This is a genomic window from Longibacter sp. (assembly GCF_051155795.1).
Taxonomy (GTDB): Bacteria; Bacteroidota; Rhodothermia; order Rhodothermales; family Salinibacteraceae; genus Longibacter.
In genome coordinates, this window is record NZ_DAXETW010000075.1 from 1 (window position 1) to 16,066 (window position 16,066).

Sequence of the window (16,066 nt, forward strand, 5' to 3'; positions counted from 1 at the left end):
CGTCTGCTCCCTCTGAGCCCGGCGCGGGGCGGTCTGGTTTGGTGTGCCAGCGTTTAGGCGTTGAAGTGTTCGGGTGTTAAGGTGCTCGGCTTGGAAAAATGTTCAGGGTTCAGCGTTCAGGGTTCAGCGTTCAGGGTTCAATGTTTCGGGTTCTGGGTTCTGGATTCCGGCTGAATATTCCCAATTCTCAATCCCAACGCCCCAACCATCCAACGCATCAACGATCCAACGCATCAACGATCCAACGCATCAACCATCCAACGCATCAACCATCCAACGCACCAACGATCCAACGATCCAGCGTCCGGGTGTGAAGCTTCCTCAACAGGCGTCGGACTGCGGATCGGTGCTTGCTTCTACGTGTTCGCTGTCCACGTAACGACGGATACCGGGGCGGCATTTCCAGTGTAAGAAACGATCTGGGCCGTCCATGCCGTTCCGATTCGCGCGTGGCGAATCCGGTCTTCAGTCGTACGAACGTATTTTCTCTCTGTCCTTCCTGTCTCTCATGATGCATCTCATTCGGTGGCTCCGGCGGTTGACGCCGATTACCGACTGGTTGCCGGAGTACGACCGGGAGGATTTCCGGGTGGACATCCTGGCGGGTCTAACGGTCGGCGTGATGCTGATCCCGCAGGGAATGGCGTATGCGGTCCTCGGCGGAATGCCCCCTATATACGGCCTCTACGCGGCGCTCGTCCCGCTCCTCGTCTATCCGTTTCTCGGCACGTCGCGGCAGTTGATCACGGGTCCGGTGGCGATCGACATGCTGATTCTAGCCGCGGGCGTTGGTCTCCTCGCGGAGGCTGGTACGGACCGCTACGTTATGCTCGCGGTCATGACCGCAGCGCTGGCGGGAGCCTTCCAACTCGTGATGGGCTCTCTGCGGCTCGGGTTCGTCGCCGACCTGTTATCCCGGCCGGTCATCGCAGGCTTCACGACGGCGGCGGCGTTTATCATTGCGGCCAGCCAGCTGGGTCCGCTGCTGGGGATCGAGGTCGCACGTAGCGCCTTCGTCCACAAATTGGTGGCTGACGTCGCTGCAAACGCCCATCAGGTGCACATCCCGTCGGCGGTTGTCGGTCTCCTCAGCGTGGCGGGGCTGGTTCTCATCAGCCGGTTCCGGCCAACGTGGCCGAGCGCCCTCATCGTGGCCGCGGTCGCGACGCTCCTTGGCTGGGCGCTAGGCGGCCGTGCGGCCGGCATCGAGGTCATCGGGGACGTGCCGACCGGCTTTCCCTCCGCCGGCTGGCCTGACGTGGGACGGGGCGATCTTCTGGATCTCGTGCCGACGGCCGCAACGCTGGCCGTCGTACAGTTTATGAGCGTGATTTCGCTTGGGCGCGTGTTCGCGAAGCAGAACCGGTATGCCATTGACGCCAACCGGGAGCTCTTCGCCATCGGGAGCGCCAACCTACTGGGCAGCCTGTTTCAAAGCATCCCGGTATCGGGCAGTTTCTCCCGGTCGGCGGTGAACCAGCGGGCCGGTGCCCGCACACCGATCCCGAACGCGGTGGCGGCCGTCCTGATCGGACTCACCCTGCTGGTCCTGACGCCGCTCGTCTATCACATGCCGATGCCGGCGATCGCGGCGATCATCGTCGTGAGCGGATCCGGGCTGATCGATCCCGAGGAGCTTCTCTACCTGATCCGAACGAAGAAGAGAGAGGCGTTCATCGCGGCGTTAACGATGGTCGTCACGTTGACCGTCGGAATCCAGGAGGGGATCGTGGTGGGAATCGCAGCGTCCATCGTGGCCGCCCTCTACCGGCTCAGCCGTCCCAAAATGGCGGAGCTCGGCCACGTTACGGGCACGCGTTCATACCACGACTTACGCCGGTTCGACACCGCCCGTACGATCGACAGCGTGCTCGTTCTCCGGGTAAACGCGGCGTTCACCTTCGCCAACGCGGAGTATTTCAAGGACTTTATTCTGGACAAGAGCCGGACCCAGCTCCACCGGATCGAGGCCGTCGTGATTGACGGAGCAAGCATCAACGACCTCGATACCACGGCCGTGGATGCTCTCAACTCAATCCTGGACGTCCTCGACGAGGAGGGGATTGACCTCTACTTCACGGGATTGATCGGACCCGTGCGCGACCTGATGAAGCGATCCGGTCTGTGGGAACGCCTCGGTGAAGACCGGTTCTACGAGCATCCGCACGAGGCCGTGCTGTACATCCTCCGCGACCTGGACGACGGCGACGACGGCGACCGGCTGGGCGACTACCTCCGCGAAATGGACCCGCCGCAGCCGGAGCGGGAGTATGAGGAATGAATGTGTGAAAGTGTAAAGTTGTGTAGGTGTGTATGTTTGTATGTATTGAGGCGTCGGCGTTCGTGCTGGTTTGACCGCTGAACCTTCAACCTACATCTTACCCTTCCGCGCATTCGCGGGCCTGGTTCATTACGCGGTCGACGGTGAGCGTGTAGCGGGGCCAGGTGTCGCAGCCGGCGGATTGTAGGATGGCGGCGGCCCAGTGGTTGCAGTTGTTGAATGCGTGGTAGGAATAGCTGGACCGGAAGAACCGGCTGTCCGGTGCGTGTCCGTCCGCCGCTGGGATAGCAAATCCACGGTCATCAACCTCGACGGTTTGGCGAATGGATGCAGCCATGGCGCGGATTTCTGCGCTGCTCACGCGGAGCCGCACCTGCTCACGTCCGCCGTAGGCCACGGGGGGCGGATTCCGTAGGGGAACAACGTAGAGCACGCTCGCCGTCGGCCACAACCCGGCGCGGGCGAGCGTACACGTCCCGGGATCCTTCGACGGGTAGTACCTGGCCTCGCCCCAGCCCACTTCGAGGTAGGGCGTCTCCGGGATGCCGGGAAACGGGGGCAATGCGTCCTCGGGGAGCGCAGCGGTCGGTAGCACGATCCCCGCGTGCCATCCATACTTGACGACATAGATGTCGTGCACGTCCGGGCCCGCTTCGTCCGTCGTCACGTGCGGGAGCCCGCAGCTTGCCACGAGCACGAACACCCAGATCAGCATCAGCGCCAGCGTCACGCGACGCCCGTTCAGGTAATCAGGCATTGGAGATGCGAGAGGTCTGAGAGGCAACCGGCGTACGTCGTGTGCGACGGTGGAAGAGTCCTCACCGCCCACGCGTCGACTAACCTACTCCGGCGCGGGTCATTTTCCAACACCATTCCGATAACGCCGGCCTCACTCATATTTCTCCTGCCGGTACGGAAAGCGAAGGCGATGCTTCTGCGGCCCTACGTGCACCAGAAGGTACCGGGCGGTGGCTTTAACGGGAAGATAGACGTACCCTTCGACGCCCGTTCTCGGCGGAAGCGTGGTGCGACGAAGCGTCGTTTGAGCCCAACGCAGGCGCCGGCGTTCGAGCGCATTCAACGACTGTAGATTGCGACGCTGGTCGAGGCTTCGCCGTTCGATTCGTTCGAGTCGCTCGGTGGCCTCGCGTTCATCCTCGGCATCGGTATCGGGTCCGTCGGCTGCATCGGCTGCCACGTCCGCGACGGATTCCAATGCATACAGCCCCCGAGCGGTACGCTCATCCGCTTCTACGGCTTCCGCCTGGCGGTCGATCGCCAGCAAGGCCTGTTCGGGATTGCGAGCCCAGACACGGTGCTGGACGAACGATTCCGGCGGCACGGTGGTGTCCGGCTTCGGGACCATGTAGTACACATCGGCGAAAACCCGCGACGGCTCTGCGATGATCGTGCGGCGGGTGCGATTTTCAATGCGAACGTCAAACTTGTGCCCGTCATCCGTCGTGCGCACATAGGCCATCGTGACCGTCAGGCTGTCGGTGCTTCGGGTCACGTATTTACGTCCCTGCAGCCAGTCCGCCGTTGTGTCGGGAACAGTGGACTGCAGACGGTACACAGGATCCGGTGTACACCCGGTACCTACCAAGACGATGAACCCGAGCGTGAGCAGGAAAGCTGAAAGGCGACGTGCAGACATTGGCGCAGAAGGGCTGGTGGACGATTTACAGGTGGGCGGGAGATGCGGTAGGTGAGCCGCCCAAAATCGTCGTAGGGTAACGAATCTATTCTGACATCCCGGTGTAAATGCGTGTGTCTGCAAATGGGCATATCGAAGCCGGACCTCCACTCAGAAATACGGCGTCATCATGGCCGATTCCAGAACGGACGACCTCCGCCACCATCTCGTCAATCTGTTGACCGCCCGCCAGGCACACGCGACGTTTGACGACGTCGTGGAGGGATTGTCGCCCGAACTGCGAGGTGAACGCCCGGAGGGAACGCCGTACTCCGTATGGGAGCAAGTCGAGCACATGCGGATCGCGCAGCGAGACATTCTCGACTACTGCCGCGACCCCGAGTACACGCAGCCCGCTTGGCCGGATGAGTACTGGCCCGATGCTGCCGCCCCCGCTGATGACGAGGCATGGGATCGAACGGTCGGTGGATTCCGGGAGGACCTCGCGGCCTTCTGCAACCTCGTGCGTGATGCGTCAACCGACCTTCACGCCGCCGTGCCGAACGGGGACGGCCACACGTATCTTCGAGAGGCGATGCTTGTAGCGGATCACAACGCGTATCATATCGGCCAGATCGTTGTGATCCGGCGACAGCTCGGAGCGTGGCCGGATCCAGGGTAGCCTCGTAGGCGCATCACGGGTCCGGGAACGGCGCCGTCACGTCAGTTCCCGGCAGGGGCCAGATACTTGTCGAGGTATTTCTCAGCCTCGTTTCGAATCCAGCCCTTCATCGACTTGAGCACGAAATTCAGGTTGAGTGCCAGGTGAACCTGCTCATCCTGAACGTGAATCTTCCCGTCTGCTCCATTTCCCTCAAAGTGGAGGGTGTCCCCGGACCACTGCGTCGAGACATTCAGCTTTTCGTGGAGCCTCGCCGCAACCTTCTCGACGGCCGAGCGCGCTCCGCTGGTGCCGAGGGTGTGCGACCGTTTGATGTCGATGTCGGCCATAAGGGGATGAGGGTAGTAAGGGCGAAGAATCGGTGCGAGAACAGGACGGACTGCATCCGGATTCGGGGAGAAAGGTTCCGTGCACGTTTCAACTGCGTCGGTGGAATGTGAGCTTGCGCGTACGTTGATTGGTGCAAGGCGACTTATGCCCGCGTGGTGTTTCGCTTCGTCTCCACCGTTATCCGTCTCTTCCCGTGTTTCGCCTATGCCCTCCGTTCCTCGACTTGCTGTCGCCGTCATCCTGTATGTCCTGGCGGCGGTGCCGATTGCCGTCCCCGCCGAGGCGCAGCCAGCCGATCCGGCGCCGGCTACGCTGCAATCCCCGGCCGCTTTTCTGGGGTACGAGCTTGGTGAGCAGTTTACGCCGCATCACCGTGTGGTGGATTATGTGCAGCACGTCGCGGCGGGGTCGCCTCGGGTGACGGTCCGACGTTACGGCACGAGCATCGAGGGCCGTCCGCTGTTGCTGGCAACGATCGCGTCCGAGGAAAATCACGAGCAGATCGATGTGATCCGGCGAAACAACCTGCGCCGTGCGGGTATGGCGGACGGGCGGGTCGCGGGTCCGACGGCGGCAGTTGTATGGCTCAGCTACAACGTTCACGGAAACGAGTCCGTATCCACCGAAGCGGCGATGCAGACGCTCTTCGAACTGGGCGATCCGTCGAACGACCGGACGGCTAATTGGCTGTCGGACACGGTCGTCATGCTCGATCCCTGTCTCAACCCGGACGGGCGAGCGCGCTACGTGCAGTGGTTCAAGCGCACCGTGGGCGCAACCCCGAACGCCCGGCGGGTGGCCCGCGAGCACCATGAGCCCTGGCCCAATGGGCGTACGAACCACTACTACTTCGATCTGAACCGCGACTGGGCCTGGGCCGTGCAGCCGGAGACGCGCGACCGTCTCGACGTTTACCACGAGTGGATGCCGCACGTCCACGTCGACTTCCACGAGCAGGGAATCGACGAGCCATATTATTTCGCGCCGGGAGCGGACCCGTACCACGAGGACATCACCGGCTGGCAGCGGTCCTTTCAGGTTTCGGTTGGAAAAAACAACGCCCGGTACTTCGACCGGAACGGCTGGCTCTACTTCACCCGGGAGGTGTTCGACCTGTTTTACCCGGGCTACGGCGACACATGGCCGATCTTCAACGGTGCCATCGGCATGACGTACGAACAGGGGGGATCCGGTCGGGCCGGACTCGCCGTCCTGACGGAAACGGGCGACACGCTGACGCTCGACGACCGCATTCGCCATCACCACACGGCCGGATTGTCAACCGTCGAGGTCACCGCGCAGAATCAGCAGACCGTCCAGGAAGAGTTTTCCCGGTACTACCAGACGGCGATGCAGAATCCGCCCGGGGCATATCGCGGGTACGTGATCAAGGCGGACTCGTCCGGCGACCGTCTCCGCGCGCTGGCCCGGCATCTCAAGCGGCAGCGCATCGACTATGACCTCGTCGCGGAAGACGGAGCTGTACGGGGCCTCCGGTATGCGACGGGAGAGGATGAGCGCGTGGATGTCGCCGCAGGCGATCTGCTCGTTCCGGTCGCGCAGCCGAAGTCACGTCTTGCCAAAGTGCTCCTCGAGCCGCGTACAACCATCATCGATTCGGTCACCTACGACATCACGTCGTGGAGCCTGCCGTACGTCTACGGCCTCGACGCCGTCGCCGTGACGGACGACGTGCCCCTGGCGGCAGGATCCGTTCGTGACGCCTCGGCCGCTGTGGAAGGGCAGGGGGGCGACACGCCGTACGCCTACGTCGCCCGGTGGAGCAGCCGCATCGATGCTCGCTTTCTCGGGGATCTGCTGGAGGAGGGCATCGGCGTGCGAGTCGCAACCGAGCCGTTCGAAACGGAGGGGGAAACGTTCGCGGCCGGCACGCTGATCATGCCCCGGGCCGACAACCACGCGATGGAGGACGACTTCGATCGGGTTGTGAGACGGCTCGGATCCAAGCACGGTCGCACCCTCTACGGTGTAGCGAGCGGGTTTGTGGACCGCGGGTCGGACTTCGGGTCGTCGAGCGTGCGGCCCATCTCAGCCCCGCATGTTGCCGTGCTGAGCGGATCACCGCTCAGCCCGTATCGCGTAGGTGAGGTCTGGTACGCCTTCGACCATCAACTCGACTACCCGGTAACGTTGATCGACTCCGACGATCTGGATGCAGCCGCGCTCGACGAGGTCGACGTTCTCGTTCTCCCCGATCTGTCCGGCACCTGGGATAGCGAAGCGAAGCGAAGCCTGCTCGCCGACTGGGTCCGCGGCGGCGGGCGCTTGATCTCGATGGGCGGCGCCACGCAGGCCCTCGCCGGACACGCGCCGTTTGCCCTGACGGAAACGTCACCGGCCCCCGACACAACGACCTTTCCTCGCCGGTACGCCGACCGCACTCGCGACGCTGCGACCGAAGCGACGCCCGGGAGCATCCACCGCGCATCGGTCGATCCAAGCCATCCGCTCGGTTTCGGCGTGGGCGATACATACTACGTTCTGAAACGAAGCAGTGCCGCCTTCCCGTACCTGGCGGCCGACGAGGGCTGGAACGTCGCAACGCTCGCTGACGCCACGCCGGTAACGGGCTTCATGGGTCATCAGGCGCAGGATCGGCTGGAAAACACGCTGGTCTTTGGATCGCAATCGATCGAGGAGGGGACCGTTGTATACTTTACCGGCAACCCGCTCTTCCGCGGCTTCTGGTACAGCGGCTTCATCCCGTTCGCGAACGCCGTGTTTTTCGGTCGTTGAATCGTTGGATCGTTGGATCGTTGAATCGTTGGATCGTTTGGGCGTTTGGGCGTTTGGGCGTTTGGGCTTTGGGGCATTGGGCGTTCTGAATTGAGGATGGAGAATTGGGGATCAGGGATATTGCCAGAACCCAGAACTCGAAACGCTTAACCCAGAACCCAGAACCCAGAACCCAGAACTCAGAACCCAGAACCCGGAACGTAGAAGCGTCTGGCGTGTGTAGATTCTGAGAAGTCCACTCGTCGAAGGAGCGGTCGGCGCTGGTGTCGTATCCACGTGTGGCTCGTATTTCGAAGGGACGTGGAGCGGTCGGGAAGAGACGCCGTAACGGTATGGGGTTTGTCGATACGGATGACACGGGTCGCCTCTGACCAAACGGCTTGGCCGTGCGGCGATGGATGACGGCATGCTTCTCTCACTCAGCCAACCGACAGTCCCATGGATGCTCGAGATATTCTGAAGCGCAAAGGCAGCGGCGCCGTCACGATCGCCGACGACGAACTCGTCGCGACCGGGGTCAACGTTCTATCGCGAGAAAACATCGGTGCCCTCGTCGTAGAGCACAACGGCGAACTGGTGGGTATCCTCGATGAGCGCGACATCATCCGGCAACTGGCAACCGAGGGGGCCGCGACGCTGAGTCAGACGGTGCGCGCGGTCATGAAGCAAACGGTCGTCACCTGCACCCCGGACGAGGAGGCGAAAGATATGATGGGGACCATGACGCGTCGGCGCATTCGCCACCTGCCGGTCGTCGAGGACGGGGTGCTGCAGGGCATTGTCAGCATCGGGGACCTGCTCAAGACGCGCCTCGAAGAGATGGAAACCGAGCGAAGCGTCCTTCGCGAGCGGCTGTTGGCGAAGTAGGTTCGGCGCAACGTCTGAACGTACTTAGGTCTGCTGGCTCTATGCGGTCTTTTCATGGAGTGCTGACCTGTGAGTGCTGCCCCGTGAACCCGGTCGGTTGAATCCCGAACGTCAGACAGTGAACCGAACGTTACAAGGCGTTCATGTGCCGGTAATGACGTGCTAACACGCGAATGGGGGCGGGCGCATATCCTTTGTGCGGTTTGTCATCTGTTCATCCGCACAACATGCCGTATGCCGATCGCTCCTCAGATCCGACAGAAGCTCCTCGTTTTTGCCCTTCTTTTTCTTTTTGGTTTCGTCGACACGGCGTTCGTTCTCGCCCAACCGGCGAGCGGTGGCCTGTCCGGTCAAGTCACAACGAACACGGGGGAGGCCCTGCCCGGTGCGACGATACAAGTTGCAGACCTTGAACTCGGGACCTCGACCGACCAGGACGGGCGGTTCGAACTCCGCAATATCCCGGCCGGGGAATACGCGCTCACCGTACGCTTCATCGGGTACCAGACGATCGAGGAGTCGGTGACCGTCCCTGCGGGCGAAACGGTGTCTGTCGACGTTGCTCTGTCCCCTCGCAGGGTCGCGCTTGAAGGTCTCGTCGTTACCTCCCAGAAGCGCGTGGAGCGCATCCAGGACGTTCCGGTCGCTATTACCGCGTACAACGGTGACTTCCTCGAAGATCTCGGCATCTCGGAGGCGGATGACCTGTCGGCATACGTTCCCGGCCTGGAGGTGCAGTTGCAGAGCCCGAATAATCCCGGATTTGTTGTTCGTGGCATCACGAGTGACAACGGCGACTCACGGGTCGAACCCCGCGTATCCGTATTCAAGGATGGCGTATCGATCAGCAAGTCGCGCGGATCGGTTGTCGAGCTCTATGATCTAGAGCGGGTGGAGGTCTTGAAGGGACCGCAGGGTACGCTCTTCGGTCGCGGGGCGCAGATCGGAGCCCTGCACATCATTCAGAACAAAGCGCGAAACGAAACCTCGGGTCGCTTCGAGCTCGGCACGGGGAATTTCGGCGAGCGCTACGCGACAGGCCATGTCAATGCTCCGATCATCGAGGACCGGCTCTTCGGGCGTGTGGCAGCTTTTTACCAGAAGCGAGATGGTTACCTCGAAAACCGTACGGGAGACGATCTGAATGGAAAGGAAACGTTTGCCATACGAGGATTGACCCGGTGGCTGCCGACGTCGTCGACGGTGATCGATGCGATTGTGAACTATCAGCAGGACACGCCACCTGGGGTTTCGTTTAAAAGCACTGCTTATTCTCCGGAGAACAGCACGAGTGACCCCAACGACCCGGCTGCTCTCGGCCCCGATCCGGTTCTCGAAGACGACGACTTGTTCATTGACCGGTCCGTCTGGAGCGCGACTCTTCTGATTGATCAGGATCTTGCGGGGGCGTGGAGCCTGGACGCCGTCACCGGCTACCGCGCATTCGATTCGCTGGAACGGTTCGATGCCGACGGCACACCCGCGCCAGTGCTGCAGTTCGACGAGGATGCTGAAGGGCAGCAATTCAGCCAGGAACTGCGTGTCACCTACGAAGATGACGGCGTCTTCTCAGGGTTTGCCGGGGCGAGCGTATTCTGGGAGGACGGTTCGCAGCGCGTGCCCTTCCGAACCGACGAGCGTACCTTTATTGCTCTCCTGGATCCGAATATTCCCCTCTTCGGTCCCGGCGGCGAACCAACGGTGGTGCCCGCGATTCCGAATCCGGAAACAGGTGCCCTGATCCCACTGAAAGAGTCGCATGAGGAGGCGTTTACGAACTTCGGTACCACGACAGCGGTCGAGACCTTCGTCGACGGGACGTACCGAGCGACGGACCACCTCAGCTTGACCGCCGGTCTCCGATTTACGTATGAGGACGTTACCGGAGAATACGAGGTCACCAACAGCGAGACTCCCGGTACGCTGGGACCGCTGCTCGGGGCGTCCCCGAACAACCTGTTTGCGCCGACAAACGGGCGGATCTCCGAAACCGAACAGTTTTCATCTATCGTCGGCCGGTTCATCGCGGACTATTCCCTGAGCGAGGCCGCGAACGTGTTCGCCAGTGTCTCCCGCGGGCGTCGCCCCAATGTTATCAACGTGGACGCTGGTGGGAGCACCATCCTCGACAATGAAATTGTGTGGAGCTACGAGACCGGGGTCAAAGGCCGCGTTCTCAGTGAGCGGTTCGAGTATGAGGCGAACGTGTTTTATTACGACTACAGCAACTTCCAGACGAGCGTCACGGAACTTCAGGATGGCGAGTTTGTCGCGGAGACGCGCGACTCCGGGGCTGCATCTGCGATTGGCTTCGAAACGGCCGTGCGGGGCGCAGTTGTCGAGGGGCTGTCGGCGTTCGGAAATTACAGCTACATCGACGCCACCTTCGACGATGAAGATGAGAACGGAGACCCGCAGGAACTCGCAGGTAACCGATTTCGCTTGACGCCGGAGCATACGTTCGCCGTCGGGTTGAACCTCACCGTGCCCGTCACGGATCGTACGGAAGCGTTCCTTCGGCCGAGCTACACCTTCAAGTCCCAGTTTTTCTTTGATGAGGAAAACACGGTAAACGCCGACAATCCTAACCCACCCATCGCTCAAGACGATTACGGGCTGCTCAATCTGCGCGGCGGAGTGCGCGTCTTTGATGGTCGGGTGACGGTCGAAGGCTTCGTGGAAAACCTCCTGAACGAAGAGTACCTGATCGACGCGGGGAATACGGGCCAGGCGTTCGGTGTGCCAACCTACATTGCCGGTCCGCCGCGCCTGATCGGCGTGCGGCTAAGTGGCCGATTCTAGTTCGGGCAAGATCATTTGACCGGGGCGTTGCTCCGTTATCGTGGCCCGATTTCGAGACCCGTAAGGCGTCGTGATCCGGTCCAGAATCGTCCTCTGCGACTCTCCGGCACGGAATACGTTCTTCTCGTCTGCGCCCCCTTCGATCCGTGAATACATCAAGACGTACGTTCCTGTCTACGTTTCTCAAGGGGGCGGGCTGTTTTGCGGTCGCAGCTTCCCTACCGATGTCCGTTGACGTCAAGCCGCCGCCCGCTGCGCAGGCGTCGCGCTACCGATTCCCGCAAGGACTGGCATCCGGCGACCCCCTCCCGGATGCCGTCATGCTCTGGACTCGCGTGGAGCCGGTAAATGGCGCGACTCCGGAAGATCGGACGGAAACCGCCGTCCCTCTGAACCTCCAGGTAAGCGAAGACGAGAGCTTCTCAACGGTAATTGTTGATCGAACGGTCGACGCGCCGGTGTCAAGCGATGGAACCGTCCGCGTTTTCGTAGAGAATCTGACGCCTCGAACGACATACTATTATCGATTCGTCGCGCCGGACGGTACGCGGCCTTCATTTACAGGGCGGACTCGAACGGCCCCCGCACGGACGGACGATGTCACGGTGCGTATCGCCGTCGCCTCCTGCCAGGCCTACGAAGCCGGCAACTACGGGGCATACAGGTGGCTGATAGAAGAGGACGCCTCAACGAGCGGGAGAAGCATCGACGTCGTTCTTCATCTTGGCGATTTTATCTACGAGGCCCTGGGTTACGGGACGGCGCGGTCGGTGCCGGACTTTCCAGATGGTGGGTCCCACGGTGATGACGCCTCGCAGCGCCATGCGAAGACGCTGGCCGATTACAGGCACCTCTACAAGACCTACCTCAGCGACCCGGATCTGCAGGAGGCGCGGGCACGTTTTCCGTTCGTGAATATATGGGACGACCACGAGTTTACGAATGACGCGTGGCAGAGTGCGGCAACCTACGATGCGGGACGAGAGCCCGCACAAAGGCGCAAGGTGGCCGCGAACCGGGCCTGGTTCGACTTCATCCCCGCCGTTTTGTCCGATCACCCCGGGAGCGCGGGGCAGGCGTCTCAGGCGCAAGACTACAAGGATACGCCGGTTGAAAACAACGCGTTGCCAGCGACCGCAACTGAGGGACTTCATCCAGAGCCGAACAACCGGAGCGCCATCGAATCGCTGACCATATACCGCTCCTTTCGGTGGGGAAAACATCTTGAACTCACGCTCACGGATACCCGGTCATACCGCTCGGCGCACCCCGTTCCGCCGGAGATCAATCGGCAGATCGCCGGCACCGATCGGTATCTGACGCCGCTGTCCGTGGTCGAAGTGTTCGACGCAGGCCGAACGTACAACGACGGTCGCCCACCGGCGACAGTCTCTGCGGGCGATCACGAGGTGCCGAACGCTCGTCGGCACCACCCACCTGGGACGATGCTCGGTAAACGGCAGAAATCGTGGTGGAAAGCCACCATGCAGGCGTCGGATGCCACGTGGAAGGTGTGGGGGCACTCGGTGCCGACGCTACCCATGCGACTCGACCTCGATGCCGTCGACCCGGATGCCGAGACGGTCGTGTTTACCACGGATACCTGGGACGGGTACCTCACAGAGCGTGCAGAGCTCATGGCGTTCCTCGACGACAACAGGATCCGGAATGTGGTGTCTCTGTCCGGAGATAATCACAACTCGTTCGCCGGGGTGATTTGTCGACAATATGAACACGCGAATGCAGATGCGGCCGCGGCGGACGCAGTCGGTGCTGAGTTCTCCGTCTGCGGTATCAGTTCGCCAAGCGTGTTTCAGGCTCTGGTCCAGGCCGTTGATGCTGACAGCGCTCTCCGTCCCCTGATCACGCATGATGCACGGGGCGCCGGAGGCAACGAGTTCGAGGAGACGTTGAACCTGACTTTCCTGCACGGAGCGAAGGCCGCTGCAGCCGCCGCAAAAACCGGACGGCTGGAGGCCGCCCTGAGTGTCGCAAACGACGCCCAGAATCCTCACCTGCGCTACGTCGATAGCAATGCGTACGGCCTCGCCATCGTCACGGTCGACGGAGACGCGGTGGATGCGGATTTCGTAACCATTCCGCCCCCTACGGAGGTGCCCCGCACGACAACCCCCGATCCGCTGCGACGGACCCGGTTTCATCTACCCACTAGAACGCCAGGTGAGCCTGTGGACCTGCAAGGTCCCGAGGTCAGCGGCCATCCCCCGTTTCCTCTATCACGGACCGAAGAGTAAGCCAGTGGTACGCGTCAACGGGTGACCCCGTCTGCGCCAGAAGGGCGAGGTAGTCCGGTCTGGCTTTTCGCCGGACGCCTTCCTCTGAGGCGTCCATACGTCCCCAACGCGCCTCGAAGAGATGGAAACCGAGCGAAGCGTCCTTCGCGAGCGGCTGTTGGCGCGGTAGGGGAAGTAGCGAATTGGGATGTTCGCGTGTTGAGGTGTTCACGTGTTGAGGTGTTAGTAGGGCGCGTCCGGATAGCCTTTCTACGTAAAGAAAGCGGCGCTCCAACATTCATTCCGGAGCGCCGCGAACTTTGAACCCTGAACCTTGAACGCTGAACTAAACTCTTGAACCCTGAACTAAACTAATGCCGTCCCCGGCCGCAGGAACAGGTTGCGCCGCCTTCCTTCATGAAGGCGTCCGGCATCCAGATGAATTGGTCGTTCACCGCCTCGCGCTGGAACCAGAAGGGGGCGCGCTCTTCAGGGTGGTTCCCGATCTGGTCCATGGTGTCGGCATCGAACAGCCGGCCGTTGACCATCACGAGGTCGACGTTCTCCGTTTGCCGGATGTCCTCCAGCGGATTGCCGTCGATCACGACGAGGTCGGCGAGCTTGCCTTCCTCCAGCGATCCGAGGTCGCGGTCCAATCCGAGGTACTGAGCGCCGTGTAGCGTCGCCGAACGGAGCGCCTCGTGCGGCGTGAAGCCGCCCTGCTCCAGCATCCACAGCTCCCAGTGGGCGCCAAGGCCCTGCAGTTGACCGTGCGCACCGATTTGCACGGTGTTGCCCTGGTCAACCAGCTTCTTGGCCTGCGCGGCCACGGTAATGTGTTGGTACTCCTCATCCGGGATCTGCGTCACGCGGCGGCTCCGAGCATCCACGATCGGGCGCGGGACGAACTGGAGCAGCTTATCCTTTGCCCAGACATCCGTCTTCTGGTACCACCAGTACTCGCCATTCGGCCCACCGTAGTTGACGACGAGAGTCGGCGTGTACCCAACGTTCGTGGCTTTCCAGAGCTCCAAAACGTCCTTGTAGAGCGGCGACACCGGCAGGTTGTGCTCGATGCCTGTGTGCCCGTCCAGAATCATCGTGATGTTGTGGAAAAAGGTCGATCCGCCTTCCGGCATCACCTGCATCTCGAGCTCCCGAGCCGCCTTCATGATCTGCTGGCGCTGGTTGCGGCGCGGCTGGTTGTAGCTCTTCACGCTAAACGCGCCCACCGCCTTCATTCGCCGCAGATGCGAGCGCGCATCCTCCAGGCTGTTGACCTCCGCCTTGAAGTCACCGTCGGCTCCGTACAGGATCGTGCCCGTCGAGTAGACGCGCGGTGCGACGATGCGGCCGGTCTTCTGCAACTCGCTTTGTCGGAAGACGAATTGCGTGTTCGCCGACGGGTCGTGCATCGTCGTGACGCCGTAGGCCAGGTTGGCGTAGTAGCCCCAGTTCTGCTCCGGCGTCGGCCCGCTGTAAAAGTGATTTGCATGGGCATGCGCGTCGACGAACCCGGGGATAACAGTTTTCCCCGATACATCCTCGACATGAGCATTGTCCGGCACCTCGACATCGGCGCCGAGGTCCGTAATCGTATTGCCTTCAATCACGATCGTGCCGTTCTCGATCACCTCATCGCCGTTCATCGTGACGATGCGAGCATTTGTCAGCGCGACGGTGCCTTCTGGAACGTCGGTCTTCAGTTCCAGCCCGATGTCGGTGCCGGTCGTATCGATCGCCGGCAGTTCCTCCGGTGCGCCGTCCATGAAGGCGAACGTATTCTCCAGCGACCGGGAGAAATACTCCGGCCCCGTCATCCAGTGCACCGTCTCGCTATCACCCGACCAGTGCAGGTCGATACCGACGTCCCGCGAGATCTGCTTTACCGGAATCGACGACACGTCCTTGCTGAGTTCGATCGCCTGTCCCGTCGTCGGCATCGGTGCGATGTATGCGTTGTGCAGATCCGTAAATGCAACCCACTCGCCGTTTGGGCTCGGGACGACCGAGTCGACGTACTTCAGAGAGAACACGTCCCGCACCTTCCCACCGTCCAGATCGGCGCTCTTGTAGGATTTGCCCACGTTGTAGCCCGTCATGAAGTAGACGCGCTCGCCGGCGGCGTCGAAGCGGGCGTCGTAACCGTCCTCACGGATGAAGTTCATGTCGCCGCCCTCGGCGTTCATCCAGTAGAGGCCAGCGTCGCTCCCGTGCTGCGTCCCGAGGAGGACGTTTCCTTCCCCGCGGCGGAAGACGATCATGGACCCGTCGGGGCTGAAGCGGGGCGTGTGGTAGTACCCGGGACGCTCGGTCAGCTTCTCCGCGTTGCCGCCCGAGAGCGGGACGGAGTAAATGGCGCCGAGATCCTCGTCGTCCCACGTGGTGTAGACCACCGTCCGTCCATCCGGGGAGATGGTGGGATTGTACTCGAAGTGAGCGTCGTCCGTGAGACGCTGCGGGGTGCCGTTCGGCAG

Annotated in this window: 10 protein-coding genes; 6 read left to right on the forward strand and 4 right to left on the reverse strand. The window is 61.8% G+C overall.

Going from position 1 to position 16,066, the window contains the following annotated elements:
• Positions 1-430: 430 nt before the first annotated feature.
• Positions 431-2,281, forward strand: coding sequence for a SulP family inorganic anion transporter (locus ACFCU0_RS08240; RefSeq protein WP_434973186.1), 1,851 nt, complete (start codon positions 431-433; stop codon positions 2,279-2,281).
• Positions 2,282-2,378: 97 nt separating this feature from the next.
• Here ACFCU0_RS08240 and ACFCU0_RS08245 read toward each other — a convergent pair whose 3' ends face one another.
• Both ACFCU0_RS08245 and ACFCU0_RS08250 read right to left on the reverse strand, forming a co-directional pair.
• Positions 2,379-3,038: a DUF2459 domain-containing protein gene (locus ACFCU0_RS08245; protein ID WP_434973187.1), complete on the reverse strand. Its 660-nt coding sequence runs from the start codon at positions 3,036-3,038 to the stop codon at positions 2,379-2,381.
• Between the two features lie 132 nt (positions 3,039-3,170).
• The gene (locus tag ACFCU0_RS08250; RefSeq protein WP_434973188.1) at positions 3,171-3,938 is read right to left on the reverse strand and encodes a hypothetical protein; all 768 of its coding nucleotides are present in this window, start codon (positions 3,936-3,938) and stop codon (positions 3,171-3,173) included.
• A 169-nt stretch (positions 3,939-4,107) separates the two neighbouring features.
• Here ACFCU0_RS08250 and ACFCU0_RS08255 point away from each other — a divergent pair, with 169 nt between their 5' ends.
• Entirely contained in the window at positions 4,108-4,599 is a 492-nt protein-coding gene (locus ACFCU0_RS08255; RefSeq protein WP_434973189.1) for a DinB family protein, read from the forward strand.
• 41 nt (positions 4,600-4,640) lie between these two features.
• Here the strand turns inward: ACFCU0_RS08255 and ACFCU0_RS08260 are convergent, their stop codons facing one another.
• On the reverse strand, positions 4,641-4,928 hold the full coding sequence (locus ACFCU0_RS08260; protein ID WP_434973190.1) for a polyhydroxyalkanoic acid system family protein: 288 nt from the start codon (positions 4,926-4,928) through the stop codon (positions 4,641-4,643).
• A 205-nt stretch (positions 4,929-5,133) separates the two neighbouring features.
• On the opposite strand from ACFCU0_RS08260, the gene ACFCU0_RS08265 reads away from it, so the two are divergent.
• From ACFCU0_RS08265 to ACFCU0_RS08280, 4 genes are all read left to right on the forward strand, one after another.
• Complete coding sequence (locus ACFCU0_RS08265) at positions 5,134-7,686, forward strand: M14 metallopeptidase family protein (protein ID WP_434973191.1); 2,553 nt, start codon at positions 5,134-5,136, stop codon at positions 7,684-7,686.
• Between the two features lie 438 nt (positions 7,687-8,124).
• The gene (locus ACFCU0_RS08270; protein ID WP_434973192.1) at positions 8,125-8,553 is read left to right on the forward strand and encodes a CBS domain-containing protein; all 429 of its coding nucleotides are present in this window, start codon (positions 8,125-8,127) and stop codon (positions 8,551-8,553) included.
• A gap of 234 nt (positions 8,554-8,787) precedes the next feature.
• Positions 8,788-11,355 carry a TonB-dependent receptor gene (locus ACFCU0_RS08275; RefSeq protein ID WP_434973193.1) on the forward strand — a complete coding sequence of 856 codons (2,568 nt, stop codon included), beginning with the start codon at positions 8,788-8,790 and terminating at the stop codon, positions 11,353-11,355.
• A gap of 224 nt (positions 11,356-11,579) precedes the next feature.
• Positions 11,580-13,610: an alkaline phosphatase D family protein gene (locus tag ACFCU0_RS08280; RefSeq protein WP_434973194.1), complete on the forward strand. Its 2,031-nt coding sequence runs from the start codon at positions 11,580-11,582 to the stop codon at positions 13,608-13,610.
• A 350-nt stretch (positions 13,611-13,960) separates the two neighbouring features.
• Here the strand turns inward: ACFCU0_RS08280 and ACFCU0_RS08285 are convergent.
• Positions 13,961-16,066: amidohydrolase family protein (locus ACFCU0_RS08285; protein ID WP_434973195.1), on the reverse strand; the 2,106-nt coding region annotated here is incomplete at its 5' end.

What these genes read in the sequence shown, in the direction of transcription:
- ACFCU0_RS08240 (WP_434973186.1), top strand. Translation starts at nt 431, where the DNA reads ATGCCGTTCCGATTCGCGCGTGGCGAATCCGGTCTTCAGTCGTACGAA.
- ACFCU0_RS08245 (WP_434973187.1), bottom strand. Translation starts at nt 3,038, where the DNA reads ATGCCTGATTACCTGAACGGGCGTCGCGTGACGCTGGCGCTGATGCTG.
- ACFCU0_RS08250 (WP_434973188.1), bottom strand. Translation starts at nt 3,938, where the DNA reads ATGTCTGCACGTCGCCTTTCAGCTTTCCTGCTCACGCTCGGGTTCATC.
- ACFCU0_RS08255 (WP_434973189.1), top strand. Translation starts at nt 4,108, where the DNA reads ATGGCCGATTCCAGAACGGACGACCTCCGCCACCATCTCGTCAATCTG.
- ACFCU0_RS08260 (WP_434973190.1), bottom strand. Translation starts at nt 4,928, where the DNA reads ATGGCCGACATCGACATCAAACGGTCGCACACCCTCGGCACCAGCGGA.
- ACFCU0_RS08265 (WP_434973191.1), top strand. Translation starts at nt 5,134, where the DNA reads ATGCCCTCCGTTCCTCGACTTGCTGTCGCCGTCATCCTGTATGTCCTG.
- ACFCU0_RS08270 (WP_434973192.1), top strand. Translation starts at nt 8,125, where the DNA reads ATGGATGCTCGAGATATTCTGAAGCGCAAAGGCAGCGGCGCCGTCACG.
- ACFCU0_RS08275 (WP_434973193.1), top strand. Translation starts at nt 8,788, where the DNA reads ATGCCGATCGCTCCTCAGATCCGACAGAAGCTCCTCGTTTTTGCCCTT.
- ACFCU0_RS08280 (WP_434973194.1), top strand. Translation starts at nt 11,580, where the DNA reads ATGTCCGTTGACGTCAAGCCGCCGCCCGCTGCGCAGGCGTCGCGCTAC.